Source organism: Streptomyces venetus, assembly GCF_039540295.1.
In the GTDB taxonomy this organism is placed as follows: Bacteria; Actinomycetota; Actinomycetes; order Streptomycetales; family Streptomycetaceae; genus Streptomyces; species Streptomyces venetus.
Map to the genome: position 1 here is coordinate 88,698 of NZ_BAABET010000015.1, position 25,188 is coordinate 113,885.

Sequence of the window (25,188 nt, forward strand, 5' to 3'; positions counted from 1 at the left end):
CCCCCTCCATCCCGTCGCCACCACCTCGCGCCCCGCCCGCCGACGACCGGTCGCGATGATTCCGTTTAGCGTCGTACCACTGGCCTGTTCATGGCCCTCGACCGCTCCCGGGGCCCGGTGCGTTGGCCATCCCCGTCGCCCGCCGTGACATTCCGTTTGGGTTTTCGGACCGTCAACCGGAAGACTGCCCCCGTGACGTCCCGTATCCCGCGCGACTCCAGGCTTCGACTCGTCCGCCCGCGACCCCTGGCCGCCGCCCCCAGAGCGATGAACCAGCGGCCCTCGCGCCGACCCGCACCGCGCCCTCCGGAGGGCACCCCGGCACCGGCGGAGCTGGCCAGAATGGCACGCTCAGGACTGGCCGACGCGGCCCGCGTCGCCCGCTGGGCCGACGCCGCGCTCGGCCCCGGCCGGGACAGCGCCACCGCCGACGGCAAGGCCACCCTCTCCGCCGCGACCGCCGAACGGGCCGCCGCAGAGCTGGGCCTGACCCCGGCTCAGGTCAGGGCCGACTGGGACACCGCCCGCCTCGCCGGCCTGGTCGAGGTGCACGGCGACAGCGCCCGCCCCGGCTGGCGGCTGCGCGCCTGGGACCGCGACGACAGCGCCGTACTGCGTGGCTGGGTCGCCCTCTTCGACGCCTGGTCGCTCGCCCACCCGGAGCCCGAGGGCCACGAGCCCGCCGCCGTCGCCGAGGTCGTCTCGGCCATGCCGCAGGTGCTCTCCTTCCTCCAGCTGTCCGCCGGCCCCGTCCCCGTGGAGCAGCTCCTCGACCTCCTGGAGCAGCGCGTCACCGAGCTGCGCACCGCACGCTGCGAGATCCCCTACGGCCCGCAGCCCGAGCCGGTGGCCGAACCGGAGCCCACCGACGCCCCGCTCGCCCCGCTCCTCGACTGGGCCCTGCGCGCCCTCGCCTCCGTCGGCGCCCTCACCTACGGCGACGGCCAGGCCACGCTCACCCCGCTCGGCAGCTGGGCCGTCTGGGTCAAGCTGGAGCAGATCTGCGTCGCCGCGCAGAGCCCCGCCGGGAACATCGAGCAGGGCGCCGAGGACATGCTCCGCGGCTGCGCCCAGCTGCGCCCGAACGCGGCCCGCGCCGAGTACCGCGCCTGGCTCGCCGCCCGCCCGGTCGGCAGCGCCGTCACCGAACTCCTCGGCGCCGCCCGCGGCGAGGACGCCCTGCTGCGCGGCCTCGCCTTCGAGGCGCTGCGCGTGGTCGGCGCCCCCGCCGAGCCGGACGTCCGCGCCGTGCTGGACGAGCCGACGCTGCGGCCCTACGCGCTGCTGTGGCTGGCCGAGCACGACGGGGCCGACCCGGAGGACGCCCACGAGGTCCTCACCCGGGAGGAGGCGACCTGGCTGTGGGTGGACACCGCCGCCGCCGTCGCCGACCACGGTGAGGCCCCGCTGCTCGTCCGCCATCTGGAGTCCGCGGTGCAGCCGACCGTCCCGATGCTCCTGGACGAGGTACGGGCCGTCGGTCACCCGCGCACCGTGCAGGTCCTGGTCGCCCTCGCGGCGGCCCACCCGGACCCGGCCCTGGCCAAGGCCGTACGCCGGGCCGCTTTCCAGGTGCACACCGGCGGCAGCTAGCCCCGGGCCGGCGGCCGGCACCGGGCCGTCAGGCCGCTATCTCGGGCGCGTACGTCCCGAAGCTCCACACGTTGCCCTCGAGGTCCCGGGCCATGTAGTCCCGCGAGCCGTAGTCCTGGTCCGTCGGGGGCATCAGGACCTCCGCACCGTGGTCGACGGCACGGCGGTGGTGCGCGTCCACGTCGTCCACCACGACGTAGACCCCCGTGCCGCCCGAGCCCTTCATGGCCGCGTCGAACACGCCGCCGCGGCCCTTGGTGCCGACCATGACCGCGCCGTTGCCCTGCGTCAGCTCGGCGTGCATCACCGAGCCGTCCTCGCCCTCGTACACCGACAGCTCCGTGAACCCGAAGGCCTCCGTGAGCTGCCGGATCGCCGCCTTCGCGTCCGCGTACAGCAGCGTCGGGTAGATGCTCGGACGCCCGCCGGACGTGCCTGTCATGGCGATCACTTCCTTGTGTCTCGCTGCCCCGGGAGGCCGGAATCCGGCCTGCTGCTCAGTTTTCCACCGGCCACTGACAACGGCCCCCGGGCCGTCGTGACCAGAACCGCACCAGGACCAGAAAAAGTGGTTGCACGCCCCCGTTAGACTGTCCCCCATGGCCATTCTCCTCGCGCATTAGACGGCGGGAACGTCCTCAGCCGCCCATCCCGCCCCCGTATCCGCCCTGGAGTCTGTCCGTGATCTCCGCCTCCGGTATCGAGCTGCGCGCCGGTGCCCGCGTCCTCATCGAAAACGCCTCTTTCCGTATCGCCAAGGGCGACCGCATCGGCCTGGTCGGCCGCAACGGCGCGGGGAAGACCACGCTCACCAAGTGCCTGGCGGGCGAGGGCATGCCCGCCGGCGGCGCCATCACCCGCTCCGGCGAGGTCGGCTACCTCCCGCAGGACCCGCGCACCGGCGACCTCGACGTCCTCGCCCGCGACCGCATCCTCTCCGCGCGCGGCCTGGACGTACTGATCCGCAAGATGCGCGAGAACGAGCAGCGCATCGCCACCGGCAAGGGCGGCACCCGCGAGAAGGCGCTCAAGCAGTACGAGCGCCAGGAGACGGAGTTCCTCACCAAGGGCGGGTACGCCGCCGAGGCCGAGGCCGCCACCATCGCCGCCGCGCTGAACCTGCCCGACCGGGTGCTCGGCCAGCCCCTGCACACGCTCTCCGGCGGTCAGCGCCGCCGTATCGAGCTGGCCCGCATCCTGTTCTCGGACGCGGACACGCTGCTGCTCGACGAGCCGACCAACCACCTCGACGCCGACTCGATCATCTGGCTGCGGGACTACCTCAAGACCTACCGCGGCGGCTTCATCGTGATCTCCCACGACGTCGACCTCGTCGAGACGGTCGTGAACAAGGTGTTCTACCTGGACGCCAACCGCGCCCAGATCGACATCTACAACATGGGCTGGAAGCTCTACCAGCAGCAGCGCGAGGCCGACGAGAAGCGCCGCAAGCGCGAGCGGCAGAACGCCGAGAAGAAGGCCTCCGCCCTGCATTCGCAGGCCGACAAGATGCGGGCCAAGGCCACCAAGACCGTCGCCGCGCAGAACATGGCCCGCCGGGCCGACAAGCTGCTGGCCGGCCTGGAGGCCGAGCGGAAGTCCGACAAGGTCGCCAAGCTGCGCTTTCCCGAGCCCGCCCCGTGCGGCAAGACCCCGCTCATGGCCGAGGGCCTGTCGAAGTCCTACGGTTCGCTGGAGATCTTCACCGACGTCGACCTGGCCATCGACAAGGGCTCACGCGTGGTCATCCTGGGCCTCAACGGCGCGGGCAAGACGACCCTGCTCCGCCTCCTCGGCGGCGCGGAGGAGCCCGACACCGGCAAGGTCATCCAGGGCCACGGCCTCAAGCTCGGCTACTACGCCCAGGAGCACGAGACCCTCGACCCGGAGCGCACGGTCCTGGAGAACATGCGCTCCGCCGCCCCCGACCTGGACCTGGTCGACATCCGCAAGACGCTCGGCTCGTTCCTGTTCTCCGGCGACGACGTCGACAAGCCCGCCGGCGTCCTCTCCGGCGGCGAGAAGACCCGGCTGGCCCTCGCCACGCTCGTGGTGTCCTCGGCGAACGTGCTGCTGCTCGACGAGCCCACCAACAACCTCGACCCCGCCAGCCGCGAGGAGATCCTCGGCGCGCTGCGCACCTACAAGGGCGCGGTCGTCCTCGTCACCCACGACGAGGGAGCCGTCGAGGCGCTCCAGCCGGAGCGGATCATCCTGCTGCCGGACGGCGTCGAGGACCTGTGGGGCGCCGACTACGCGGATCTCGTCGCCCTGGCCTGAGCGTCAGTGCCGCTTGATCGAATGCGTGATCAACGGCGTATGGATCATTCGGCCCAGTGGTGATCCATCATCTGCGTGAGATCTCCTCGTACCGAGGTGTGTCCTACATCGATTTCGCGGCCGAGCCCCCGATTCTTCCGGGCTCGGCCGCGACGCCTTTCTGACCAGGCGTTTCCCGGAACAATCCGTTCGGGCGTACGGATGCCACTCCTCGGAATTTCAGATTCCGCTTGTGGGGACGCGCTCCCGTCGTCACAACCTTGTCTCACGGACCTTGCCGAATGGGTGGCCATCAGGGCCCGGAGGGGTGATCATGAGGAGACCAGAGCGCACTTCCCATGAGGAGGCACGGGTGGCCGAGACTCTGAAGAAGGGCAGCCGGGTGACCGGCGCCGCGCGCGACAAGCTCGCGGCAGACCTGAAGAAGAAGTACGACGCCGGTGCGAGCATCCGGGCGTTGGCCGAGGAGACCGGCCGCTCGTATGGCTTCGTGCACCGCATGCTCAGTGAGTCGGGCGTCACGCTGCGAGGGCGTGGCGGGGCGACCCGGGGCAAGAAGGCCACGGCCTGACCCCGGGTGGCCCCTCGGCTTCGATGGTGGCCACCCGGTCGTTCGGCTGACCGCCCGGGTGGTTACTGTGCAGTCACTTAGCTGACCGCACACATCGGAGGCGTCCTATGGCTTCGCCCGACAAGGACCTCGTTCCCGTACTCGACAAGGACGGCGTACGGCTCACCGTCGACGACGCGGTCGCGACGGTGACGCTGACCAACCCGGACAAGCGCAACGCGCAGAGCCCCGCTCTGTGGCGGGCGCTGACCGAGGCCGGGCGGCAGCTGCCGGGCTCCGTCCGTGTCGTGGTGCTGCGGGCCGAGGGCAGGTCCTTCTCGGCCGGGCTCGACCGGCAGGCGTTCACTCCCGAGGGCTTCGACGGCGAACCGTCGTTCGTCGACCTCGCGCGCGGCAGTGACGCCGAGTTGGACGCGACCATCGCCGAATACCAGGAGGCATTCACCTGGTGGCGGCGCAGCGACATCGTCTCCGTCGCCGCTGTCCAGGGGCATGCCATCGGGGCGGGCTTCCAGCTCGCCCTCGCCTGCGACCTGCGCGTCGTCGCCGACGACGTGCAGTTCGCCATGCGCGAGACCAGCCTCGGACTCGTGCCCGACCTGACGGGCACACATCCGCTGGTGGGACTCGTCGGCTACGCCCGCGCGCTGGAGATCTGCGTGACCGGGCGCTTCGTCACGGCCGAGGAGGCCGTGAACACCGGGCTGGCCAACCTCGCCGTGCCCGCCGGCCAGCTCGACGACGCCGTACGGGACCTGCTCTCGGCCGTGCTCGCGGCGCCCCGCGACGCGGTCATCGAGACCAAGGCCCTGCTGCGCGGTGCCCAGGACCGCACCTACGAGGCCCAGCGCGGCGCGGAACGCCAGTCCCAGGCCCGCCGTCTGCGGGATCTCGCGGGCGTCGGCGACTGACGGCCTCCGGGCTCACCGTGAGTGCGGTCAGCCGACCGCACTCACCAGCACCGCCACGGTCGGATGGTCCGGCAGTGTCCTCCTGACCGCGACGCGGACCGCGCGGGCCACGTCACGGGTCTGGCGGTCGGCGCCGACCGCGAGTTCCAGCCGGACGTGGCGGTGCGGCAGCGCGGCGTCTCCGGGGCGGGTCTCGATGTGCACCGGGCGGCCCAGCGTGCCGGTCAGCCGGAGCACGCCCGGGACCCCGAGCGCGGCGACCGCCACCCGGCTCTCGTCGTCCCCCACGGCCTGCGCGGCGGGCGGCGGTTCGGGGAGCGGCCCGGCGGGCCCGGGCGGTTCCGCCCCCTCGTCCAGCAGGCCCGTCACGCGCAGATCCACCTCCGTCACCGTCAGACCGAGCCGTTGCGTCGCGCCGGTCGCCAGCGCCGTCCGCAGCAGGGACGCCGTCGCCGGCAGCGGCTGGGAGGACGTGGCCCGCAACTCCGCCGTCACCCGCAGCGGCCCGGGCGGCAGAGCGCTCGGCGGAGCCGGTACGGCAGGCTCCCCGACGTCCGCCACATCGGCGAGCGTGACGCGCAGCGCGTCGAGGCGCACGCCCGGCGCGTCCCCCGCCGCACCCCGCAGCACCGCCTCGGCGGCCCGCTCGGTGATCCACGCGCCGTCCCGGGCATCACCCAGAGGCAGCAACCTGCCGAAACCCAGCTGATGTCTCACTGCCTGCGTCCATCGGTCGGCCGTCATTCCTCCAGCCTGCCGCATCAAAGGCGCGCTGCCACGCAACCGTGCTTACGGTGGTCGAAGGACGTCAACCGAAAAGGACGTACGGCGATGACCGATATGACCGAGAACCGGGGCGGGGAGAGCGAGACACCGGCGGCACGCAGGAGTCCGCTGACCAAGCGCGGCGGGGGAGACCCGGGCTCCCGCGGCCGGACGACCATCGCGGACGGCGTCGTGGAGAAGATCGCCGGGCTCGCCGCACGCGACGTCGACGGCGTGCACGCCATGGGCAGCGGAATCTCCCGCACCTTCGGAGCCGTGCGCGACCGCGTGCCCGGCGGCGCCAAGTCGGTGACACGCGGCGTGAAGGCCGAGGTCGGCGAGGTGCAGGCGGCCCTCGACCTGGAGATCGTCGTCGTCTACGGCGTGTCGATCGCCGACGTGGCCCGGGACGTACGGGAGAACGTCATCAACGCCGTCGAGCGGATGACCGGCCTCGAGGTCGTCGAGGTCAACATCGCGGTGAGCGACGTGAAGCTGCCGGACGAGGAGGAAGAGGAACCGGAACGCCGGATCCAGTGAGGCACGGGCCACGGACGACACAGCGGCTGAGGAGCTGAGGAGCGCATGAACATGGGCGTAGCCGGCATGATCGCCGGCATGGCGCTGGCCTTCGCCGGGTACTTCGGCGGGTTCGGGGCCTTCCTGCTGGTGGCGGCGCTGGGCGCTGTCGGCTTCGTCGTCGGCCGGTTCCTGGAGGGGGACATGGACTTCGGCGACTTCTTCCGCCCCCGTGACGAACGGCGGCGGGGGCGCCCGTGAGCACGGGGGCCGGTGAGCTCGGCAGACCCCTGACAGTCGTCCCGCCGGGCGAGCGCGGCGCGACGCGGATCGCCGACCGGGTCGTCGCGAAGGTCGCCTCGCAGGCGGCCCGCGAGGCCGTGGGGACGCTGCCGCCCGACGCCGGCCGGCCGTCCGCCACCGTCGTCGTCCACCACGATGTGGCCCACGTCCGGGTCCACATCGAACTCGACTACCCCTGTGACGTCGGCGCGCGCTGCCGCCAGGTGCGTCGCCAGGTCGTCGAGCGGGTGGGCGATCTGGTCGGAATGCAGGCGCCGGAGGTCGTCGTCCAGGTGGAGCGGTTGCACTTGGTGGCGGTGCCCGGCGCGGTACAGGGGAGGACGCGATGAGTGAACCCCAGGGCACGGAACCCGCCGAAGGCGCCACCCAGCGCCTGCCCATCCTCGACACGTCGGAGAACGGCAGCGAACCGGACCGGTCCGCGCCGGAGTCCGGCACCGGACAACCCTCCGCCCTCGACGGCGAGGGCGGCCGAGAACGCCGCTTCTGGTCGGCGCGCCGCATCCCCGCGGGCATCGTCGCGCTGCTGCTCCTGGGCCTCTTCGGGCTGTTCCTCTACGACATCGTCTCCGTACGGGCCGGCCGGCCCGAGATGTACTGGCGGCGGGAACTGGCCCACCAGCTCGCCGAACGGCCCCTCGACGACACCTGGGTGCTCGTCGGCGCCGGGGTCGCCGCCGTCCTCGGCCTCTGGCTGCTGATCCTGGCCGCCACACCCGGCCTGCGGGACCTGCTCCCGATGCGGCGCCCCCACCGCGACGTGCGCGCCGGACTGCACCGGGACGCCGCCGCGACCGCGCTGCGCGACCGGGCCATGGAGGTCGCCGGTGTGCAGTCGGTCCGGGTACGGATGCGCAGGACCAGGGCCGACGTCCGCGCCACGTCGCACTTCCGGGAACTGGACGACGTACGAACCGACTTGGACGCCGTGCTCACCGACGCCGTCGGCGGACTCGGACTGTCCCGGACGCCGAGGCACTCGGTGCGCGTCCGGCGGCCCGGACGAAAGGGGTGACCGCGGTGCTCCGGGTCGTCAATCGCGTGTTCCTCGGGCTCGTGGGCCTCGTCCTGCTGGTGCTCGGCGGCTCCGTGCTGGCCGTCGGTCTGGGCGCTCCGGCGCCCTCGTGGTGGATCCACGACAGCCGGCACGACGTCCTGCTGAGCAACGCCGAACGCACCCGCTGGCAGGACGAGGGCTGGTGGTGGCCGGTCGTCATCGCCGTACTCGCGGTGCTCCTGCTGCTCGCGCTGTGGTGGCTGGTCGCCGTGCTCCGCCGGCGCCGCCTGGCCGAGATCCTGGTCGACACCGGCGACGGCGAGGGCGCGCTCCTGCGCGGCCGGGCCCTGGAGGACGTCCTCGGCCAGGAGGCGGGCAGAATCGACGGTGTGGCTCGCGCCCAGGGCCACTTCACGGGCCGCCGCACCGCCCCCGAGGCCCGCGTCCACCTCGCACTGGAGCCGCACGTCGACCCCGGGACCGCCCTGACCGACCTCACGACCGGCGCCCTGACGCACGCGAAGACGTCGGCGGGCCTGACGTCACTTCCCGCGGAGGTACGGCTGCGGGGGGTCAAGCACGGCGCCGAACGGGTGGGATGAGTGCGGCAGCCCCTCGTTCGAGGGTCGCGGGGAACCGCACGACCAGCCCCCGCACACCCGCACCCACGCACGCTCAGAACCCGTGCCGCATGCCCCCGTCGACCGGCACCATGACCCCGGTCACATAAGAGGCCGCCGGCGACAGCAGGAACGCGGCCACCCGACCGAACTCCTCCGGAGCCCCGTAACGCCGCAACGGGATACGCGACTGCGAGGCCGCCCGAGTCGCCTCGGGATCCGCCGACAGCGCGTCGAGCTCGCGCACACGATCGGTGTCGATGCGCCCGGGCAGCACACCGACCACCCGGATCCCACGCGGCCCCAGCTCGTCCGAGAGCGACTTGGCGAAGCCCGCGAGCCCCGGCCGCAGCCCGTTCGAGATGGTCAGCCCGGGAGCCGGCTCGTACACCGACCCCGACAGCACGAACCCGATGACACCGCCGGGCCGCAACTCGGCGGCCGCGGCGCGGGCCAGCCGCACCGCGCCGAGGAACACCGACTCGAACGCCGTCTGCCACTGCTCGTCCGTGTTGTCCGCGACGAACCCGGCCGGCGGCCCGCCCACGCTGACGAGGACACCGTCGACCCGGCTGAAGTGCTCCCGCGCGGCGCCGATCAGCCGGGCCGCCGCCTCGGGGTCGGCGTTGTCGACGGCCACACCCACCGCGTTCGGGCCCAGCTCGGCCGCCGCCTCGGCGACGCTCTTCTCGTCCCGCCCGGAGACGACCACCTTCGCCCCCTCCGCGACGAGCTCGCGCGCGGAGGCGTTGCCGAGGCCGCGGGTGGCCCCGGTGACGATGTACACCCGGTCATTGAGTCCAAGATCCATGGTCCCTATCCTGCCCCGTCCGGCCCGAACAGGGCGAGGGCGGTGTTCACCAGGCCGATGTGACTGAACGCCTGCGGGAAGTTGCCGAGCTGCCGGCCGGACACCGGGTCGAACTCCTCGGAGAGCAGGCCGACGTCGTTGGCGAGCCCCATCAGCCGTTCGAACAGGTCGCGGGCCTCCTTCGTACGGCCCGTCATGTGCAGGGCGTCCGCGAGCCAGAACGAGCACACCAGGAAGGTGCCCTCCGAGCCGGGGAGTCCGTCGACGTCCCCGTTGTCGTCGGTGGTGTAGCGGCGCAGGAAGCCACCGTGGTCCAGCTCCTCGCGGACCGCGTCGATGGTGCCGACCACCCGCGGGTCGTCGGGCGGCAGGAAACCGACGCGCGGGATGAGCAGCAGCGCCGCGTCCAGTTCGCGGGAGCCGTAGGACTGCGTGAAGGTGTTGCGCTCGGAGTCGAAGCCCTTCTCGCACACCTCGCGGTGCACCTCGTCGCGCAGCGCGCGCCAGCCGTCCAGGTCGCCGTCCAGCTCCGGATGGTGCTCCAGGGTGCGCACGGCACGGTCGGCGGCCACCCACACCATCACCTTCGAGTGCACGAACTGGCGCCGGCCGCCGCGCACCTCCCACAGTCCCTCGTCCGGCTGGTCCCAGTGGGTCCGCAGAAAGTCCATCAGGGCCGTCTGCAACGCCCACACGTCGGGCTGGGCGGACAGGCCCGAGACACGGGCCAGCGACAGGGAGTCCATGACCTCGCCGTACACGTCCAGCTGGAGCTGGTTCACGGCGTCGTTCCCGACGCGCACGGGGACCGAGCCGTCGAAGCCGGACAGCCACGGCAGCTCGTACTCGGGCAGCCGCCGCTCACCCGCCACGCCGTACATGATCTGGAGGTCCGCCGGGTCGCCCGCGACCGCCCGGAGCAGCCAGTTCCGCCAGGCCTCGGCCTCCTCCTGGTAGCCCGCCGCCAGCAGCGCGTTCAGGGTGAGGGTGGAGTCGCGCAGCCAGCAGTAGCGGTAGTCCCAGTTGCGCACCCCGCCCGGCTCCTCGGGCAGTGAGGTGGTGAGGGCGGCGACGATGCCGCCGGTCGGGGCGTAGGTGAGCGCCTTGAGGGTGATCAGGGAGCGGACGACGGCGTCCCGGTGCGGTCCGTCGTAGCGGCACCGGGCCACCCAGGACTGCCAGTCCTCGACGCTGTGGCGCAGGGCCACGTAGGGGTCGACGAGCGGCGGGCGCGGCTCGTGGGAGGGGTGCCAGGTCAGGACGAAGGCGACCTTCTCCCCCTTCCTGACCGTGAACTCGGCGTGCGTGCCGAAGTCCTCGCCCCAGCTGCGCACCTCCGGTTCGCTGCGCAGCCACGCCGAGTCGGGGCCGGCGACGGCGACACGGTGGCCGTCGACCCGGCGCACCCACGGGATGATCGAACCGTAGTCGAAGCGCAGTTTGAGGGTGCTGTGCAGCGTCACCTCGCCGTCGAGGCCCTCGACGACACGCACGACGTCGGGGGCGACGTCGCGCTGGGGCATCAGATCGGTGACCCGGACCGTCCCCTGCTCGGTCTCCCACTCGGTGTCCAGGACGAGGGTGTCCCGGCGGTAGGCGCGCCGGGTGCACCGGTCCGCCCCCGCGGGGGCGATGCGCCAGTACCCGTTGTCCTCGTCACCCAGCAGCCTCGCGAAGCAGGCCGCCGAGTCGAAGCGGGGCAGACACAGCCAGTCGACTGATCCGTCCGTGCCGACCAGGGCCGCGGTCTGTTCGTCGCCGATGATCGCGTAGTCCTCGATGCGGGGATGCACGGAGTGCGGGTTCCCGGCAAGTCGGCGTGGCAATCAGGGCAGGGACCGGGGGAGTGACGTGCCGACGGCGGTCGGCGCGCCGGTGCCGGGTCCCCCAGCCGCCGGGCGGCACCGTCGAAGACCGGGCCCGGACCGCCGAACCGTTCCAGGACCAGCCGGGTCACCGCGGTCAGCGAGACGACCTTCACCGCGGGCCGGCAAGAAGATCTTCTGCGGGAGCTCACGGAGGTGCTGAACCGGTCGTGTCGGGAGAAGTGCCGGCAGGGGCGCTGCGGCTGAGGCCGCGGCGGCGGTCCGTCACACCGCGGCCGGCTCCGCCTGCTCGGAGTCGGCCGCCTCGGTCGCCTTCCGTGCCCGCTCCCGGGCCTCGCGGCGGGCCAGGACCACCCAGCCCACCGGGACGGCGGCGGAGAACAGCCACCACTGGATCGCGTACGCGTAGTTCAGCGCCGCGTCCTCCTTGCCGGGGTTGCCCAGCAGCTCGGGGGTGTCGCCCTTCGGCTCGGGCGCCGTCTGCGCGATGTAGCCGCCGAGCACCCGGGCGTCCAGGCGCCGGGCCTGCTGCTCGCTGTTGATCAGCATGATCTGCCGGTCCGGCAGGCCCTCGAGGTTCTTGATGCCGCTCGCCTCGGTCGTCTCGTCGGGCATCAGCCGGCCCGTGACCGTCACCTCGCCGCCGGGCGGTGCGGGGACCTTGGGGAACGCGGTCTGGCTCGGGCCCTGCGACGGGATCCAGCCCCGGTTGACCAGGAGGACCTTGCCGTCGTCGAGGACGAACGGGGTCAGGACGTGATAGCCGACCTCGTCGTCGGAGTTGGTGCGGCGGCGGACGACGACCTCGTCCTCGGTGTCGAAGTGCCCCTTGGCGGTCACGGTCCGGTACCGCTCGGCGCTGGTGACCGTGTGCCCCGGCGTGGTCAGCTTCTCGACGGGCACCGGCTCGGCCGCCAGCGCGTCCGTGACCAGCTGGTTCCGGGCGGTGCGCTCCTCGTAGCGATGCATCTGCCAGATGCCCAGCCTGATCATCGTGGGGATGAGGAGCAGGGCGATCAGCGTCAGGATCACCCACTGCCGGGACATCAGGAAGCGGTACACCCCACGACCGTACAACCGGGTCGCGGGGTGCGTTCAGGCGGGTACGGGTTTACACCTTGTCGACAATTCCCACCTTTCCCTCCGCGCGGGCGCAGTGGGCACCGCAGTACCAGTGGCCGTCGACGTCGACGCCCTGGCCGATGATCTGTACCCTGCAGTGCTCGCAGATCGGGGCCATGCGGTGGATCGCGCAGGCGAAGCAGTCGAAGACATGCACCGCTCCCTGCGCATGCACCTCGAAGGTCATTCCGTACTGATTGCCACATACCTCACAGGTCGCCATGCGCCACAGGGTGAGCCGTCGCCGTGGCCCGGGCGAGCCGCCACCGGGCGAGTCGCCCGCCAATCACCCGTCCGTACGGTCGTCCCCGCGGTGCCGTTCCCCGTCCGGTCACCCCTGCGAGGCCGGCTCCACATCCGCGAGGAGCTGCCCGAACGCCGCCTCGTCCACGACCGGCGTGCCGAACTGCCGGGCCTTGACCGCCTTGGACGTGCCCGAGTCCGGGTCGTTCGTGACGAGCAGGCTGGTCAGCCGGGACAGGCTGGTGGCGACGTGCAGCCCGGCCTCCGTGGCCCGGTCCTCCAGCAGTTCCCGCTCGGTCGAGGTGTCACCCGAGAAGGCGACCCGCATGCCCTGCTTGAGCCGCCCGCCCGGCTCGTACCGCCCCGGGTTGGGGTACGGGCACGCGGGCCGCTTCCGGGAGGGGCGCCAACTCGTCGGCCGGTATCCGCCGTATCCCGCCTGCTGCCCGATCCGGGGCGTGGCGGGGCGGTCGGACCACTCCGTCAGCGGGCGGCACTCCAGCAGCGGCAGCCGTACGCCGCCGGCCGCCGCGGCCCGCAGGCTCGGCCGGAACGCCTCCGCCAGGACGCGCGCGTCGTCGAGCGCGTGGTGCGCCCGCCGCTGGACGACGCCGTAGTGCGCGGCGAGGGACTCCAGCTTGTGGTTGGGCAGCGGCAGTCCGAGCTCCTTGGAGAGCGCGATGGTGCACAGCCGCTGCCGCACCGGAGCCTCGCGCTGGGCGCGCGCGTACTCCCGGGCGATCATCTGCCAGTCGAAGACGGCGTTGTGCGCGACGAGCACACGCCCCTCCAGCCGCGTCGTGAACTCCTCGGCGATGTCCTGGAAGAGGGGCGCGCCCTCGAGTGCCTCGCTCGTCAGTCCGTGGATCCACACGGGCCCGGGGTCCCGCTCCGGGTTGACCATGGTGTACCAGTGGTCCTCGACCTCGCCGCGCGCGTCCAGCCGGTAGACGGCCGCGGAGATGATGCGGTCGTCCCGGGCCAGACCCGTGGTCTCCACGTCAACGACCGCATATCCCTTGGGATACGCGGTCGGCCACGATGTGGAAGAGAGCGCTGCGGTCGTCAGGTCTTCGAGCATGGTTCCTGAGGATACGGGCCATGACTGACACCGCCGTCCGCCAGGGGCGTCCGCCCGTCCCTTCCGACGCCCCCTCAGGCGTCTTGTCCGGTCTGTCCGTTCGCGAGGCGTACGTCTGATCGATACTCAGGTGCTCCGCCGCCGGCCCCGGGGATTGGCGGAGATCGCCAAGAAGCAAGCGCGTACCGTCGGTAATACTTGTGGGTAACAACGTCTAGTCGGGGCAGGGCAGCGGTCCTACGGTGCATGCATGCCGAACCTGCCCGATGTCGTGCTGTGGTCGATACCCGCCTTCGTGCTGCTCACCGTGGTCGAGGTGGTGAGCTGCCGTCTCCACCCCGACGAGGACGCGGAGGGCTACGAGGCGAAGGACGCCGCGACGAGCGTCGGCATGGGGCTCGGGAGCCTCGTCTTCGACTTCCTCTGGAAGATCCCGATCGTCGCCGTCTACACGGCCGTCTACGAACTCACGCCCCTGCGCGTGCCCGTCCTGTGGTGGACCGTCCCGCTGATGCTGCTCGCCCAGGACTTCTTCTACTACTGGTCCCACCGCGGCCACCACGTCATCCGCATCCTGTGGGCCTGCCACGTCGTGCACCACTCCAGCCGGAAGTTCAACTTCACCACCGCGCTGCGCCAGCCCTGGACGTCCCTGACCGTGTGGCCCTTCTACCTCCCCCTCATCGCCGCCGGCGTGCACCCGGCCGCGCTGGCGTTCTGCTCGTCCGCCAACCTCGTCTACCAGTTCTGGATCCACACCGAGCGGATCGACAAGATGCCCCGCTGGTTCGAGTTCGTCCTCAACACCCCTTCGCACCACCGGGTCCACCACGCCTCCCAGGGCGGTTACCTCGACCGCAACTTCGGCGGCATCCTCATCGTCTGGGACCGGCTGTTCGGATCGTTCGTCGCCGAGACCACACGGCCGGTGTACGGACTGACCAAGAACATCGACACGTACAACCTCCTCAAGGTGGCCACGCACGAGTACGTGTCCATCGCCAAGGACCTGAGGGCGGCCCGCGACTGGCGCGAGCGCGCCGGACGGGTGTTCCGGGGGCCGGGATGGGGCCCGGGACCGGTCAGGGCAGAGGCCGCGTCACCGGCGGCTTCGCCGGTGGTCGAGAGCGCGCCGGTCGGTGGCAGCGCGCCGGTCGGTGAGAGCACGTCGGCGTGAACCTCTCCCGCGTCCTCCTCCTCGCCCTCGGCCTCGCCGTCGCCACCGACCTCGTCTCGCTCGCGGCCGGCTTCGACCCCGGGCACGTCGTGGCCAAGCCGTTGCTGATGCCGCTCCTTGCCGCCTGGGCCGCCCTGCGCCGGGCACCCCGGCCGCTCCTGGCCGCCCTCCTGTTCGGCTGGGGCGGGGACGTCCTGCTGCTGTCCGACGCCGAACCGGCCTTCCTCGCCGGCATGGCCTCCTTCGCGGCGGGACACGTCTGCTACCTCGTCCTGTTCGCGAGGAACGGCAGCCGGTACGCGGTCCCACGCGCGCGTGCGGGCCTGCTCGCCGTCGGCTACGCCACCGCCCTCGTCACGACGGTCGCGCTGCTCCGGCCGGACCTGCCCGCGGACCTGCGCGTGCCCGTCGCCGCGTACAGCCTCCTGCTCACGGCCATGGCGTACGGCGCCGCCATCCGGCTCGGTCTCTTCACCGGACTCGGCGGCGCCCTGTTCCTGCTCTCCGACACGCTCATCGCGACCGGCGTCGCCGAATGGCCGCAGCCACCGAGGCCGGACTTCTGGATCATGCTCACGTACATCGCGGCGCAGGCCCTGCTCGTCCTCGGCACGCTCGGCGCGCTCAACGCCCGCCGGGCGCCGGCCGCGACCTACGGCGAGATGCGCGCCGTCTGAGACTCACCAGCGGATCGGCGCCGGAAGAGCCGTCAGCAGCCCGGACACCGCGACCACCAGGCCCAGCGTGACGACCTCCGCCCGGGCCGGCGCACAGGCCGTCAGCGGGTCGGCAGCCCGGCGCAGCCGCTGACGGGCCCACAGGGCGAGGCCGGCGACGACGGCCGTGAGGAGCGCCTTGGCGAGCAGGGCCCGCCCGTACGCCGTCGCCGTCAGCTGCTCCAGGATCGTCTCCGGCGGCATCCGGCGCAGCGAACTCCACACGCCGGTCGCGGTGATGGCGGCGAGCAGCACGGCCGCCACCCGCGCGTAGAGGCCCAGCAGGGCGGCACCCGCCCGGGTGCCGTACCGGCCGTGCCACAGCCGCAGGGTCCGCAGCGCGTGCAGCAGGCCGCCCACCCACAGCGCCGCGCAGGCCAGGTGCACCAGCGTCAGCGCCGAACCGGTCAGCGGACCGTGCTCGGTCGTGGGGTGCGCGCGCAGGGCCTCCGCCACGACGACGGCGGCCAGCGGCCAGATCTGCGTGGCGGGCCGGCGCGACACCGCGCACAGCCCCGCCACGAGGAACGCGTTGACCTCGAGCAGGGCGAGCTTGCCGTCCCGGGACGCGTAGAGCCCCCCGACGTCGATGTCCGACAGGCCGCCCGGGACGAGGTTGCCGGTGGCCACGACCGAGGCGAGCCCGAGAGCGGCGACGAAGCCGCACACGGCCGCGAAGGGCGACCAACTGCGGGGAACGGGCGGGTGAGGCCCGTCGGCGGGCTTCTCCGGGGCGCCCGGCACGGAGCGTGCCAGCCGGTTGACGAACAGCTCGCCGATCGGCAGGCACAGCGCCGCGAACAGCGCCGTGCGCAGCAGGGCTATGCCCCCGGAGCCGGGCGCGGCCGCCTCCCCGGTGCCGTGCAGCGCGGCGGACGGGCCGAACAGCGGGATCAGCGCGGCCAGTGCCACCAGTACCAGGACGGCGACGGACCGGCCCGCACCGGTGGGCCGTTCGGTCCCGTGCGCGTCGGCGGCCCCGGGTGTGGGTCTTGTCGAGGTCACCCCAGGATCTTCACCAGCCTTCACATCGGCGGGCAAGTCCAGGAGGACGAACTCAGTCGGTCTTCGACGCGGCCGACCACTTCAGCCGCACTTCCTTGCGCACGTCCGTCGGCCGCACCTCCCACCCCTGGGCGAGCGCCACTTCGGCGACGTACCAGCCGCCGACGCAGCGGTATTTCCGCAGAGGTATCGCACACTCGACCGGCGGGGGCGGCATGTTCGGCTTGCGCGGCGCCGAGGCACGCGCGGTCCACCTCCCGACCACCTTGTCCACGCGCGCCTTGTAGAAGTCCGCGTCACCCTCATGACGCAGCTCCGGCCAGGACACACACCAGGAGGCCAGCGCACCCACGCGGTCCAGCGCCGCGCCCATCATGTTGAGGTAGCCGCGTTCGAGGGTGTTGCTGAACACCGTGATCACCTCGGCGAACATCCCGACGACGATGAACACCGCCGCCACCGCCACCCACAGCACGGCCACCACCGGGAACCACACCACACTCCCGGCGAAGCGCAGGGCCAACTGCCACCGCGGCCGCACCGGTTCGGCTGTCCAGGTCGACCAGGTCGACCGATCCTCGTACACGTCCATGACGACGAATCCTGCCGCAGGAACGCAGCGGGCCGGGCGGGTGCCCCCGCCCGGCCCGAAACGTCTTCACACGAGCTCTACTCGGTCACCGCGTCCAGCGCGTCCGCGATGCCCCGGCCGTAGAAGCCGTTGCGGTTCTTCGAGCCCTCGCACACCGCGTCGACCTTGCCGTCGGCGTCGATGTCGTACGGGTCGGTGCACGGCGTGGCGTCGGCCTCCGCGTACAGCAGGGCCTTGACCAGGGCCGGGGATGCCGACGGGTGCGTCGACTTGATGAGCGCGGCGACACCCGCGACATGCGGGGACGCCATGGACGTACCGGCCATGTAGCCCCACTGGCCGCCCGGCAGCGTGCCCAGGATCAGCCCGCTCGTGGCCGGCGGCTCCGGCTTCTGGTAGGCCGTCGAGTCGCCGCCCGGCGCGGCGATGTCGACCACGCCCAGCCCGTGGTTGGAGAAGGACGACTTGATGCCCTTCGCGCCCGTCGCCGCGACCGTGACGACACCGGGCAGCTGGGTCGGGATGTCGAGGCACTTCGACGGGTCGACGACCCGGTCGCCCGGGGTGGTGTCGTTCGGGGACGACGGGTCGGTGATCTCGTCGGAGGCGAGGTCGTAGTTCTCGTTGCCGGCCGCCGCGACGTTGACCGCGCCCTTCTTCTCCGCGTACCGCGAGGCCCGCGTGACGGCCTCCACCAGCGCCTTCTGGTCCGGGTCGTCCTTGCAGTTGAAGTACCAGGGGTCGGTGTAATAGCTGTTGTTCGTCACGTCGACGCCGTGCTCGGCCGCCCATATGAAGCCGCACACCACGGCCTCCGTGTAGAAGAAGCCGTCCGGGTTGGACACCTTGATCCCGGAGACCTTCACGCCGGGTGCGACACCGGTCATGCCGACACCGTTCTTGGCAGCCGCTATCTCTCCCGCCACGTGCGTGCCGTGCGGGCTCTCCGAGGCGGCGGGCCGCCAGGCCCCGTCGGCGGTGTCCGGCTTGCCCGAGACACAGTTGACCGACGCCTTGCGGTCGAAGTTGGGCGCTATGTCGGGGTGGGTGTCGTCCACGCCGGTGTCGATCACGCCGACCGTGACCTTCTCGCTGCCCAGCGACTTCTCGTGCGCCTTGTCCGCCTTGATGGCGGGCAGATCCCACTGCAAGGACTCCAGCGGGTCCTGGCCGGCCGCCGCCCCGGCGTTCGCGACCTCGGCCGCGCTCAGCACCTTCGGCGCGCCCAGGTCGGTCGTCGCCGCCGACGGCAGCGGCGCCGTGCGGGTGGCTCCCGCCGACTGCACCCCGCGCACCTTGCGCACGGTCTGGGCGAAGCCGGGGTTCGAGGAGTGGACGACGATCACGCCGATCTGGTCGTACGACGTCACGATCGTGCCGCCGGCCCTGCCGACGGCCTTCTTCACGGACCCCGAAGTGCCGTGCCCCGGCTTCACGTTGACGACGTAGCTGAGCGGGGTCGCGTCGGCCGAGACCGCCGCGGGGGCCCGATCGGCGGCCGTGGCCGCGGTGTTCGGCAGGAACGCGAGGGCCGTGGCCATGGCCATCCCGGCCGGGATCGCGACGGCGCGCCGATGGCGCGCGTGCGGCGCAGTCATGGTGTCTCCAGTTCGTTCGCGGTACGAGCGGACTTTGCGGAAGGACTCAGGAGTACGGGTCACTTGACCGCGCGCAGCGCGTTGACGATGCCGTACCCGTAGAAGCCGTTGACGCGCTTGCCGCCCTCGCACACCGCGTCCTGCGTGCCGTCGCCGTCCGGGTCGTAGGACGTGGGGCAGGCGGTCCGGTCGGCCTGTGCCTTCAGCAGTGCCTGGAGCTGGGCCGCAGACGCCCACGGGTGCTTGGACTTCAGCAGCGCGGCGACCCCGGAGGCGTGCGGCGCGGCCATCGAGGTGCCCTGGAGGAAGCCGTACGCGCCGTTCGGCAGGGTGGACAGGATGCGGCCGTTCTTCGAGGGCGTGTCCGGCGTCTGGTAGCGCCCGTCGCCGCCCGGCGCCGCGACGTCCACGACACCCTCGCCGTACGACGAGTAGTACGACTTGAGGCTGTTCACGCCCGTCGCGCTCACCGTGACGACACCCGGCAGCTGGTTCGGCACGTCGAAGCACTCGTGCGGGTCGATGGTGCGCGGGGCGGGGGTGGAGTCGTCCGGGCTGGAGTCGTCGACGATCGCGTCCGAGTCCAGGTCGTGGTTGGAGTTGCCCGCCGCGGCGACGTTGAGCGTGCCCTTCTTCTGGGCGTACAGCTGTGCCCTGTTGACGGCGTCGACGATGGCCCGCTGGTCCGGGTCGTCCATGCAGTTGTACAGCCACGGGTCGACGTAGTAGCTGTTGTTCGTGATCTCGACGCCGTGGTCGGCGGCGAACACGAAGGCGCACACCACGCTCTCCGGGTAGAAGAGGCCGTTGGCCCGGTCGGTCACGTTGATGCTGGAGACCTTCACTCCGGGGGCCACACCGGAGACACCTATGCCGTTGCGGGCGGCGGCTATCTCACCGGCGACGTGCGTGCCGTGGTAGTCCTCGGCGGTGTACGGCCGCCAGGCGCCCTCGGTGGTGTCGGGCTTGCCGCCCGCGCAGTTGGCGGACTGGGACGCGGAGAAGTTCGGGGCGATGTCGGGATGGGTGTCGTCCACACCGGTGTCGATCACGGCGACGGTCACCTTGCGGCTGCCCGGGTTGATCTTCGCGGCCTTGTCGGCGCCGATCGCGCGCAGGTCCCACTGGTCCGCTTCGAGGGGCTCGCTCTCCGGCGTCTTCGCCGAGGCCGCCTCCGCACGCTGGGCCTGGGCGGCCGTCAGGTACTGCGCCGCCCCCTCCTCCGTCGTGCCCGCGGCGGTCAGCGGCGCGGTCCGCGTCGCACCTGCCGACTGGACCCCGCGCACCGTGCGTATCTTCTGGGCGAAGCCGGCGTTCGAGGAGTGCACGACGAGCACGCCTATCCGCTCGTACGTGGCCACGACCGAGCCGCCGGCCGCGCCGATCGCCTTCTTCACCGACGCGATCGTGTGACGGTCCACCTTGGTGTTGACGACGTACGCCAGCGTCGGCGCGTTCGCCACCCGTGCGGTCGGCTCCGCGGCCGGGGCCGCCGACGCGGCGGCGGGCAGGAAGCCGAGCGAGGCCGTCAGCGACAGCACGACGGGCACGGCGAGAGCGAGCCGGCGTCTGGAACGCAGCTGGGACATGGGGTCTCCACATCATCCGGAAACGAAACCGGCCCGAGGCACAGGTGGTGCTCGGGCAGGTACATGACGGGGTGGTGCAGGGCGAAGCTATCCCGCGCTCTCGCTGGCCAGCAACGTTTTGTCGAAACGACTTCGGAAAGAAAGCCCGGCCGTTGAACCGGTTCTCGCGTGCCGCCGTGACGTTGAGCAGGGAGCGCGAGGACACTCGCCTCCGTCCCCGTTCATACCGCTTCCGTCGTCACGAGGAGACTCTCCGTGTCCACCGATGCACCGCCCCCCTCGAAAGAGCAACACAAACTCCCCTCGCCCGAGGAGTTCGCCGAGGTGCAGGAGAGCGCGGAGTTCGGTGAACTGCGCCGCTCCCACCGCTCCTTCGCCTTCCCGCTGACCGTCGCCTTCATCGCCTGGTACCTGCTGTACGTCCTGCTGTCGAACTACGCGGGCGGCTTCATGGGCACCAAGCTGTTCGGCAACATCAACGTCGCCCTCCTCCTCGGCGTCGCCCAGTTCATCACCACGTTCCTCATCGCCTGGTGGTACTCGCGGCACGCCGCCGCGAAGCTCGACCCCAAGGCCGAGGCCATCAAGTCCCGGATGGAGGGCGGCGCATGAGCCCCGCACAGCAGACCCTGCTCGCCGCGAACGAGGCCAGCGAGCACCGCCCGCTGATCATCACCCTGTTCGCACTGTTCGTCCTCGCCACGCTCGGCATCACCATCTGGGCGGGCCGCCAGACCAAGGACGCCGCCGACTTCTACGCGGGCGGCCGTCAGTTCAGCGCCTTCCAGAACGGACTCGCGGTCTCCGGCGACTACATGTCGGCCGCCTCGTTCCTCGGCATCGCCGGCGCGATCGCCCTCTTCGGCTACGACGGCTTCCTGTACTCCATCGGCTTCCTGGTCGCCTGGCTGGTCGCCCTGCTCCTGGTGGCCGAGCCGCTGCGCAACTCCGGCCGCTACACCATGGGCGACGTGCTCGCGTACCGCATGCGCCAGCGCCCGGTCCGCACCGCCGCCGGTACGTCCACGATCGTCGTGTCGATCTTCTACCTGCTGGCCCAGATGGCCGGCGCCGGCGTCCTCGTCTCGCTGCTGCTCGGCATCACCTCCGACGCCGGCAAGATCCTCATCGTCGCCCTCGTCGGCGTCCTGATGATCGTGTACGTCTCCATCGGCGGTATGAAGGGCACCACCTGGGTCCAGATGGTCAAGGCCGTGCTGCTCATCGGCGGCACGATCCTGATCACCTTCCTGGTGCTGCTGAAGTTCAACTTCAACATCTCCGACCTGCTCGGCCAGGCCGCCGAGAACAGCGGCAAGGGCGCCGCCTTCCTGGAGCCCGGCCTCCAGTACGGCATGACCGGCACCTCCAAGCTGGACTTCGTCTCCCTCGGCATCGCCCTGGTGCTCGGCACCGCCGGCCTGCCGCACATCCTGATCCGCTTCTACACGGTGCCCGACGCCAAGGCCGCCCGTAAGTCGGTGAACTGGGCGATCGGCATCATCGGCGGCTTCTACCTGATGACCATCGCCCTCGGTTTCGGCGCCGCCGCGCTGATCTCCCAGGACGAGATCATCGCGTCCAACCCGTCGGGCAACACGGCCGCGCCGCTGCTCGCCCTGCACCTCGGCGGTGTCGACTCGACCTGGGGCGCGATCCTGCTCGCCACGATCTCGGCGGTGGCCTTCGCGACGATCCTCGCCGTCGTCGCCGGCCTCACCCTCGCCTCGTCGTCCTCCTTCGCGCACGACATCTACGCCAACGTCATCCGCAGGGGCAAGGCGTCCGGCGCCGAGGAGGTCCGCGCGGCCCGCTGGGCGACCGTCTTCATCGGCGTCGTCTCCATCGGCCTCGGCGCCCTCGCCCGCGACCTGAACGTGGCCGGCCTGGTCGCGCTCGCCTTCGCGGTCGCCGCCTCCGCCAACCTGCCGACCATCCTCTACAGCCTGTTCTGGAAGCGGTTCACCACCCAGGGCGCCCTGTGGTCGATCTACGGCGGTCTGATCGTCGCCGTCGGCCTGGTGCTGTTCTCGCCCGTGGTCTCCGGCGACCCCAAGGCGATGTTCCCCGAGGTCGACTTCGCCTGGTTCCCGCTGAAGAACCCGGGCATCATCTCCATCCCCTTCGGCTTCCTCATGGGCTGGCTCGGCACGATCCTGTCCAAGGAGGAGCCGGACGCCAAGAAGTACGCGGAGCTGGAGGTCAGGTCGCTGACCGGCACCGGCGCCCACTGAGCACCAACCCCCGCGCGCGGCCGCGTCGTAGGAACCTCCAGGTCCCTGCGGCGCGGCCGCGTCCCGCGTCGTGGGATCGGGCCTGTGGTGTTGTCACCGGGGTCACGTAGGCTCGCAGGTGTCGGAGAAAGCGTGCTCCGGGCATGATCCGCGTCGAGGGAGGGGGCCCACGTGCTCATCGACACCTACGGCCGAGTGGCCACCGACCTGAGGGTCTCACTGACCGACAGGTGCAATCTGCGCTGTACGTACTGCATGCCCGAGGAGGGCCTGCAGTGGCTGGCCAAGCCGGATCTGCTGACGGACGACGAGATCGTCCGCCTGATCGACATCGCGGTCACCTCACTCGGCATCGAGGAGGTCCGCTTCACCGGCGGTGAGCCCCTGCTGCGCCCCGGCCTGGTCGGCATCGTCGAGCGCGTCGCGGCCCTGGACACGCGCCCCCAGATGTCCCTCACGACCAACGGCATCGGCCTCAAGCGCACGGCCGAGTCCCTGAAGGCGGCAGGTCTGGACCGGGTCAACGTCTCCCTGGACACGCTCCGCCCGGACGTCTTCAAGACCCTGACCCGCCGCGACCGCCACCAGGACGTCATCGAGGGCCTGTACGCAGCGCGCGACGCCGGCCTGACCCCGGTCAAGGTCAACTCGGTCCTGATGCCGGGGCTCAACGACGACGAGGCCCCCGACCTCCTCGCCTGGGCCGTCGAGCACGACTACGAGCTGCGCTTCATCGAGCAGATGCCGCTGGACGCCCAGCACGGCTGGAAGCGCGACGGCATGATCACGGCAGGGGACATCCTGGCCTCCCTGCGCACGCGGTTCGAGCTGACCCCCGAGGGTGAGGAGAAGCGCGGCTCGGCGCCGGCCGAGCGCTGGCTGGTGAACGGCGGCCCGCACGTGGTCGGTGTCATCGCCTCCGTCACCCGCCCCTTCTGCGCGGCCTGCGACCGCACCCGCCTCACGGCCGACGGACAGGTCCGCACCTGCCTGTTCGCCCAAGAGGAGACCGACCTGCGCGCCGCGCTCCGCTCGGACGCCCCGGACGAGGAGATCGCCCGCATCTGGCGCCTGGCGATGTGGGGCAAGAAGGCGGGAGCGGGCCTGGACGACCCGACGTTCGTGCAGCCCACCAGGCCCATGTCGGCGATCGGCGGCTAGAGACACTCAGGGGCGCGGGGCTGCAACCATGTGCGGCTCCGCCGCGTGAGCGCGACAAGCCACGACGCACCCGCACCCGAACGCGTCACACGTCCCGCGCTTCCCACTCCTTCAGAAGAACCACGTCCTTCAAAAACCCCCGCACCCCGAGGAACTGCGACAGATGCTCGCGATGCTCCTCACAGGCCAGCCAGGTCTTGCGCCGCTCCGGCGTATGGATCTTGGGGTTGTTCCACGCGAGCACCCACACCGCGTCGACACGGCAACCCTTCGCGGAACAGATCGGCGTCTCGTCACTCACTGCTTCGTCTCACCACTGCACACAGAAAAGGCGACGCCGAGCAGCCACGGGGGGAGCTGCCCGGCGTCGGTCCGTCGCTCCGACGGGGGATGCGGAGCGCGTACGAAGTATGTCACGGGTAACCCCGAGCCCGGCACCGGAACAACACGATTGATCTGAGCTTTTCTTGAGCTTGGCGCGAAGATGACTCCCGTGCGCGACCGCCCGTGAGAGCCCCTCACCGCTCGCCGGACTCGGTCCGCGCACCCGGCACCGGCCCGGACACGGCATCTTCCGCTGCGGATCCCGCCGGACCGTCCTGCGACCCCGGCGGCGTGATCATCGGGCGCACCGGCGGGGCGATGAACGTCGACGGCAGAGACGGCGCGTTCTCGCGCCCCGCGTTGGCGATCACCACCGCGATGTACGGCAGCACCAGCCCGAGGACCAACGCCACGATGGCCACGTGCCGTTCCACGTTCCACAGCGTGGCCGCGAGGATCACGGAGACCGTGCGGACCGTCATCGAGATCACGTACCGGCGCTGCCGCCCGCGGACGTCGTCCTGAAGTCCCGCCCGGGCGCCGGTGATCCGGAAAACCTGGACGTGCCCACCGCCATGCTGCTTCCGCATCGCATCCACCATCCGCCCGTATCAAACTCTCCCCGCCCGTAGCCGTCCCGGGCCGGTCGGGGAACCTGACCAGGACAGCTTCCACGGTACGCCGCGCCCGCGTCGGTCACGAGACCGGGGCGCCGGGCGGGGGAGGGGTCCGAGCCGGGCCGCGCACCCGTATCCCGGGCATCACGCGTAGCCCCGGCATGCGGCGCAGGGCGCCTCGGCCGACACTGGGCGTAGTGCTCACGTCGAGCCGTGCGAGGAGGCAGCGATGGGCTGGTTCTGGGCGATCATCGTGGGACTGGTACTCGGTCTGATCGCCAAGGCGATCATTCCGGGCAAGCAACACATCCCCCTGTGGCTGACCGTCATCCTGGGCGTGATCGGCGGCATCGCCGGCAACGCCATCGCCCGTGCGGCCGGTGTCGACGCCACGGCGGGTATCGACTGGTGGCGGCACGTCTTCCAGCTGGTGATGGCGATCATCCTGGTCGGGCTCGGCGACCGGGCCTGGACGGCGTCCCAGGGAAGCAGACACAGGGCATGACAAGGTGCACGGCGACATGACGGGGCGC

The 25,188-nt window shown here is 71.5% G+C and carries 28 protein-coding genes; 15 read left to right on the plus strand and 13 right to left on the minus strand.

All coding sequences use genetic code 11. From position 1 onward, the window contains the following. The first annotated feature begins 342 nt into the window (after nucleotides 1-342). On the plus strand, nucleotides 343-1,593 hold the full coding sequence (locus ABEA82_RS36410) for a hypothetical protein (RefSeq protein ID WP_345666044.1): 1,251 nt from the start codon (nucleotides 343-345) through the stop codon (nucleotides 1,591-1,593). A 28-nt stretch (nucleotides 1,594-1,621) separates the two neighbouring features. Here ABEA82_RS36410 and ABEA82_RS36415 read toward each other — a convergent pair whose 3' ends face one another. Next, on the minus strand, nucleotides 1,622-2,035 hold the full coding sequence (locus tag ABEA82_RS36415; protein ID WP_345666045.1) for a VOC family protein: 414 nt from the start codon (nucleotides 2,033-2,035) through the stop codon (nucleotides 1,622-1,624). Nucleotides 2,036-2,274: 239 nt separating this feature from the next. On the opposite strand from ABEA82_RS36415, the gene ABEA82_RS36420 reads away from it, so the two are divergent. The 3 genes from ABEA82_RS36420 to ABEA82_RS36430 all read left to right on the plus strand — a co-directional run bounded on the left by ABEA82_RS36420 (nucleotide 2,275) and on the right by ABEA82_RS36430 (nucleotide 5,355). Then, nucleotides 2,275-3,873, plus strand: a complete 1,599-nt coding sequence (locus ABEA82_RS36420; protein WP_345666046.1) for an ABC-F family ATP-binding cassette domain-containing protein — start codon at nucleotides 2,275-2,277, stop codon at nucleotides 3,871-3,873. A gap of 352 nt (nucleotides 3,874-4,225) precedes the next feature. Further along, on the plus strand, nucleotides 4,226-4,444 hold the full coding sequence (locus ABEA82_RS36425) for a helix-turn-helix domain-containing protein (RefSeq protein WP_010037790.1): 219 nt from the start codon (nucleotides 4,226-4,228) through the stop codon (nucleotides 4,442-4,444). Between the two features lie 107 nt (nucleotides 4,445-4,551). Continuing rightward, the gene (locus tag ABEA82_RS36430; RefSeq protein WP_345666047.1) at nucleotides 4,552-5,355 is read left to right on the plus strand and encodes an enoyl-CoA hydratase/isomerase family protein; all 804 of its coding nucleotides are present in this window, start codon (nucleotides 4,552-4,554) and stop codon (nucleotides 5,353-5,355) included. 27 nt (nucleotides 5,356-5,382) lie between these two features. Here the strand turns inward: ABEA82_RS36430 and ABEA82_RS36435 are convergent, their stop codons facing one another. Beyond that, the gene (locus ABEA82_RS36435) at nucleotides 5,383-6,099 is read right to left on the minus strand and encodes a nucleopolyhedrovirus P10 family protein (RefSeq protein WP_345666048.1); all 717 of its coding nucleotides are present in this window, start codon (nucleotides 6,097-6,099) and stop codon (nucleotides 5,383-5,385) included. A gap of 87 nt (nucleotides 6,100-6,186) precedes the next feature. Here ABEA82_RS36435 and ABEA82_RS36440 point away from each other — a divergent pair, with 87 nt between their 5' ends. Genes ABEA82_RS36440 through amaP form a run of 5 tightly spaced genes read left to right on the plus strand, consistent with a single transcriptional unit; the run spans nucleotide 6,187 to nucleotide 8,541 of the window. Further along, on the plus strand, nucleotides 6,187-6,660 hold the full coding sequence (locus ABEA82_RS36440; protein WP_345666049.1) for an Asp23/Gls24 family envelope stress response protein: 474 nt from the start codon (nucleotides 6,187-6,189) through the stop codon (nucleotides 6,658-6,660). 45 nt (nucleotides 6,661-6,705) lie between these two features. Continuing rightward, complete coding sequence (locus ABEA82_RS36445) at nucleotides 6,706-6,900, plus strand: hypothetical protein (protein ID WP_345666050.1); 195 nt, start codon at nucleotides 6,706-6,708, stop codon at nucleotides 6,898-6,900. Then, on the plus strand, nucleotides 6,897-7,271 hold the full coding sequence (locus tag ABEA82_RS36450; protein WP_345666051.1) for an Asp23/Gls24 family envelope stress response protein: 375 nt from the start codon (nucleotides 6,897-6,899) through the stop codon (nucleotides 7,269-7,271). The genes ABEA82_RS36445 and ABEA82_RS36450 overlap by 4 nt, the downstream gene beginning before the upstream one ends. After that, nucleotides 7,268-7,957: a DUF6286 domain-containing protein gene (locus ABEA82_RS36455; protein WP_345666052.1), complete on the plus strand. Its 690-nt coding sequence runs from the start codon at nucleotides 7,268-7,270 to the stop codon at nucleotides 7,955-7,957. Before ABEA82_RS36450 ends, ABEA82_RS36455 begins: the two co-directional genes overlap by 4 nt. Next, entirely contained in the window at nucleotides 7,954-8,541 is a 588-nt protein-coding gene (amaP, locus tag ABEA82_RS36460) for an alkaline shock response membrane anchor protein AmaP (RefSeq protein WP_345666053.1), read from the plus strand. Before ABEA82_RS36455 ends, amaP begins: the two co-directional genes overlap by 4 nt. Nucleotides 8,542-8,614: 73 nt before the next feature. On the opposite strand, the gene ABEA82_RS36465 is transcribed toward amaP, so the two are convergent. The 5 genes from ABEA82_RS36465 to ABEA82_RS36485 form a co-directional block, all read right to left on the minus strand. Beyond that, nucleotides 8,615-9,370: an SDR family oxidoreductase gene (locus ABEA82_RS36465; protein WP_345666054.1), complete on the minus strand. Its 756-nt coding sequence runs from the start codon at nucleotides 9,368-9,370 to the stop codon at nucleotides 8,615-8,617. A 5-nt stretch (nucleotides 9,371-9,375) separates the two neighbouring features. Next, nucleotides 9,376-11,163: a glycoside hydrolase family 15 protein gene (locus ABEA82_RS36470; protein WP_345666055.1), complete on the minus strand. Its 1,788-nt coding sequence runs from the start codon at nucleotides 11,161-11,163 to the stop codon at nucleotides 9,376-9,378. Between the two features lie 297 nt (nucleotides 11,164-11,460). Beyond that, a complete protein-coding gene (locus tag ABEA82_RS36475; RefSeq protein ID WP_345666056.1) occupies nucleotides 11,461-12,258 on the minus strand; it encodes an SURF1 family cytochrome oxidase biogenesis protein in 798 nt (265 codons plus the stop codon). A 49-nt stretch (nucleotides 12,259-12,307) separates the two neighbouring features. Beyond that, nucleotides 12,308-12,541, minus strand: coding sequence for a hypothetical protein (locus ABEA82_RS36480; protein WP_003989324.1), 234 nt, complete (start codon nucleotides 12,539-12,541; stop codon nucleotides 12,308-12,310). 108 nt (nucleotides 12,542-12,649) lie between these two features. Continuing rightward, nucleotides 12,650-13,642, minus strand: a complete 993-nt coding sequence (locus ABEA82_RS36485; RefSeq protein WP_345666057.1) for a DEDDh family exonuclease — start codon at nucleotides 13,640-13,642, stop codon at nucleotides 12,650-12,652. 250 nt (nucleotides 13,643-13,892) lie between these two features. Here ABEA82_RS36485 and ABEA82_RS36490 point away from each other — a divergent pair, with 250 nt between their 5' ends. Both ABEA82_RS36490 and ABEA82_RS36495 read left to right on the plus strand, forming a co-directional pair. Beyond that, nucleotides 13,893-14,819, plus strand: a complete 927-nt coding sequence (locus ABEA82_RS36490) for a sterol desaturase family protein (RefSeq protein WP_345666058.1) — start codon at nucleotides 13,893-13,895, stop codon at nucleotides 14,817-14,819. After that, nucleotides 14,816-15,496 (plus strand): lysoplasmalogenase, encoded by a 681-nt coding sequence (locus tag ABEA82_RS36495; protein WP_345666059.1) that lies wholly within the window; start codon nucleotides 14,816-14,818, stop codon nucleotides 15,494-15,496. Before ABEA82_RS36490 ends, ABEA82_RS36495 begins: the two co-directional genes overlap by 4 nt. A gap of 3 nt (nucleotides 15,497-15,499) precedes the next feature. On the opposite strand, the gene ABEA82_RS36500 is transcribed toward ABEA82_RS36495, so the two are convergent. The 4 genes from ABEA82_RS36500 to ABEA82_RS36515 form a co-directional block, all read right to left on the minus strand. Beyond that, complete coding sequence (locus ABEA82_RS36500; protein ID WP_345666060.1) at nucleotides 15,500-16,540, minus strand: CopD family protein; 1,041 nt, start codon at nucleotides 16,538-16,540, stop codon at nucleotides 15,500-15,502. A 52-nt stretch (nucleotides 16,541-16,592) separates the two neighbouring features. Then, nucleotides 16,593-17,132 (minus strand): hypothetical protein, encoded by a 540-nt coding sequence (locus ABEA82_RS36505; protein ID WP_345666061.1) that lies wholly within the window; start codon nucleotides 17,130-17,132, stop codon nucleotides 16,593-16,595. A 77-nt stretch (nucleotides 17,133-17,209) separates the two neighbouring features. Further along, the gene (locus ABEA82_RS36510) at nucleotides 17,210-18,730 is read right to left on the minus strand and encodes a S8 family serine peptidase (RefSeq protein WP_345666062.1); all 1,521 of its coding nucleotides are present in this window, start codon (nucleotides 18,728-18,730) and stop codon (nucleotides 17,210-17,212) included. 59 nt (nucleotides 18,731-18,789) lie between these two features. Continuing rightward, complete coding sequence (locus ABEA82_RS36515; protein WP_345666063.1) at nucleotides 18,790-20,319, minus strand: S8 family peptidase; 1,530 nt, start codon at nucleotides 20,317-20,319, stop codon at nucleotides 18,790-18,792. A 255-nt stretch (nucleotides 20,320-20,574) separates the two neighbouring features. On the opposite strand from ABEA82_RS36515, the gene ABEA82_RS36520 reads away from it, so the two are divergent. The 3 genes from ABEA82_RS36520 to moaA all read left to right on the plus strand — a co-directional run bounded on the left by ABEA82_RS36520 (nucleotide 20,575) and on the right by moaA (nucleotide 23,714). Continuing rightward, on the plus strand, nucleotides 20,575-20,931 hold the full coding sequence (locus tag ABEA82_RS36520) for a DUF485 domain-containing protein (protein ID WP_345666064.1): 357 nt from the start codon (nucleotides 20,575-20,577) through the stop codon (nucleotides 20,929-20,931). Continuing rightward, nucleotides 20,928-22,553 carry a solute symporter family protein gene (locus tag ABEA82_RS36525; RefSeq protein WP_345666065.1) on the plus strand — a complete coding sequence of 542 codons (1,626 nt, stop codon included), beginning with the start codon at nucleotides 20,928-20,930 and terminating at the stop codon, nucleotides 22,551-22,553. The genes ABEA82_RS36520 and ABEA82_RS36525 overlap by 4 nt, the downstream gene beginning before the upstream one ends. A gap of 171 nt (nucleotides 22,554-22,724) precedes the next feature. Beyond that, nucleotides 22,725-23,714: a GTP 3',8-cyclase MoaA gene (moaA, locus tag ABEA82_RS36530; RefSeq protein ID WP_345666066.1), complete on the plus strand. Its 990-nt coding sequence runs from the start codon at nucleotides 22,725-22,727 to the stop codon at nucleotides 23,712-23,714. Between the two features lie 85 nt (nucleotides 23,715-23,799). On the opposite strand, the gene ABEA82_RS36535 is transcribed toward moaA, so the two are convergent. Continuing rightward, nucleotides 23,800-24,015: a hypothetical protein gene (locus ABEA82_RS36535; protein ID WP_345666067.1), complete on the minus strand. Its 216-nt coding sequence runs from the start codon at nucleotides 24,013-24,015 to the stop codon at nucleotides 23,800-23,802. Nucleotides 24,016-24,232: 217 nt separating this feature from the next. After that, entirely contained in the window at nucleotides 24,233-24,628 is a 396-nt protein-coding gene (locus tag ABEA82_RS36540) for a DUF3099 domain-containing protein (RefSeq protein ID WP_345666068.1), read from the minus strand. A 256-nt stretch (nucleotides 24,629-24,884) separates the two neighbouring features. Between ABEA82_RS36540 and ABEA82_RS36545 the strand changes: the two genes are divergently transcribed. Continuing rightward, nucleotides 24,885-25,160 carry a GlsB/YeaQ/YmgE family stress response membrane protein gene (locus tag ABEA82_RS36545; RefSeq protein WP_345666069.1) on the plus strand — a complete coding sequence of 92 codons (276 nt, stop codon included), beginning with the start codon at nucleotides 24,885-24,887 and terminating at the stop codon, nucleotides 25,158-25,160. The last annotated feature ends 28 nt before the right edge of the window (nucleotides 25,161-25,188 follow it).

Coding starts and splice junctions, on each gene's coding strand:
- ABEA82_RS36410 (WP_345666044.1), top strand. CDS start 343: ATGGCACGCTCAGGACTGGCCGACGCGGCCCGCGTCGCCCGCTGGGCC.
- ABEA82_RS36415 (WP_345666045.1), bottom strand. CDS start 2,035: ATGACAGGCACGTCCGGCGGGCGTCCGAGCATCTACCCGACGCTGCTG.
- ABEA82_RS36430 (WP_345666047.1), top strand. CDS start 4,552: ATGGCTTCGCCCGACAAGGACCTCGTTCCCGTACTCGACAAGGACGGC.
- ABEA82_RS36435 (WP_345666048.1), bottom strand. CDS start 6,099: ATGACGGCCGACCGATGGACGCAGGCAGTGAGACATCAGCTGGGTTTC.
- ABEA82_RS36440 (WP_345666049.1), top strand. CDS start 6,187: ATGACCGATATGACCGAGAACCGGGGCGGGGAGAGCGAGACACCGGCG.
- ABEA82_RS36445 (WP_345666050.1), top strand. CDS start 6,706: ATGAACATGGGCGTAGCCGGCATGATCGCCGGCATGGCGCTGGCCTTC.
- ABEA82_RS36455 (WP_345666052.1), top strand. CDS start 7,268: ATGAGTGAACCCCAGGGCACGGAACCCGCCGAAGGCGCCACCCAGCGC.
- ABEA82_RS36465 (WP_345666054.1), bottom strand. CDS start 9,370: ATGGATCTTGGACTCAATGACCGGGTGTACATCGTCACCGGGGCCACC.
- ABEA82_RS36480 (WP_003989324.1), bottom strand. CDS start 12,541: ATGGCGACCTGTGAGGTATGTGGCAATCAGTACGGAATGACCTTCGAG.
- ABEA82_RS36485 (WP_345666057.1), bottom strand. CDS start 13,642: ATGCTCGAAGACCTGACGACCGCAGCGCTCTCTTCCACATCGTGGCCG.
- ABEA82_RS36490 (WP_345666058.1), top strand. CDS start 13,893: ATGCCGAACCTGCCCGATGTCGTGCTGTGGTCGATACCCGCCTTCGTG.
- ABEA82_RS36505 (WP_345666061.1), bottom strand. CDS start 17,132: ATGGACGTGTACGAGGATCGGTCGACCTGGTCGACCTGGACAGCCGAA.
- ABEA82_RS36510 (WP_345666062.1), bottom strand. CDS start 18,730: ATGACTGCGCCGCACGCGCGCCATCGGCGCGCCGTCGCGATCCCGGCC.
- ABEA82_RS36515 (WP_345666063.1), bottom strand. CDS start 20,319: ATGTCCCAGCTGCGTTCCAGACGCCGGCTCGCTCTCGCCGTGCCCGTC.
- ABEA82_RS36525 (WP_345666065.1), top strand. CDS start 20,928: ATGAGCCCCGCACAGCAGACCCTGCTCGCCGCGAACGAGGCCAGCGAG.
- ABEA82_RS36540 (WP_345666068.1), bottom strand. CDS start 24,628: ATGCGGAAGCAGCATGGCGGTGGGCACGTCCAGGTTTTCCGGATCACC.
- ABEA82_RS36545 (WP_345666069.1), top strand. CDS start 24,885: ATGGGCTGGTTCTGGGCGATCATCGTGGGACTGGTACTCGGTCTGATC.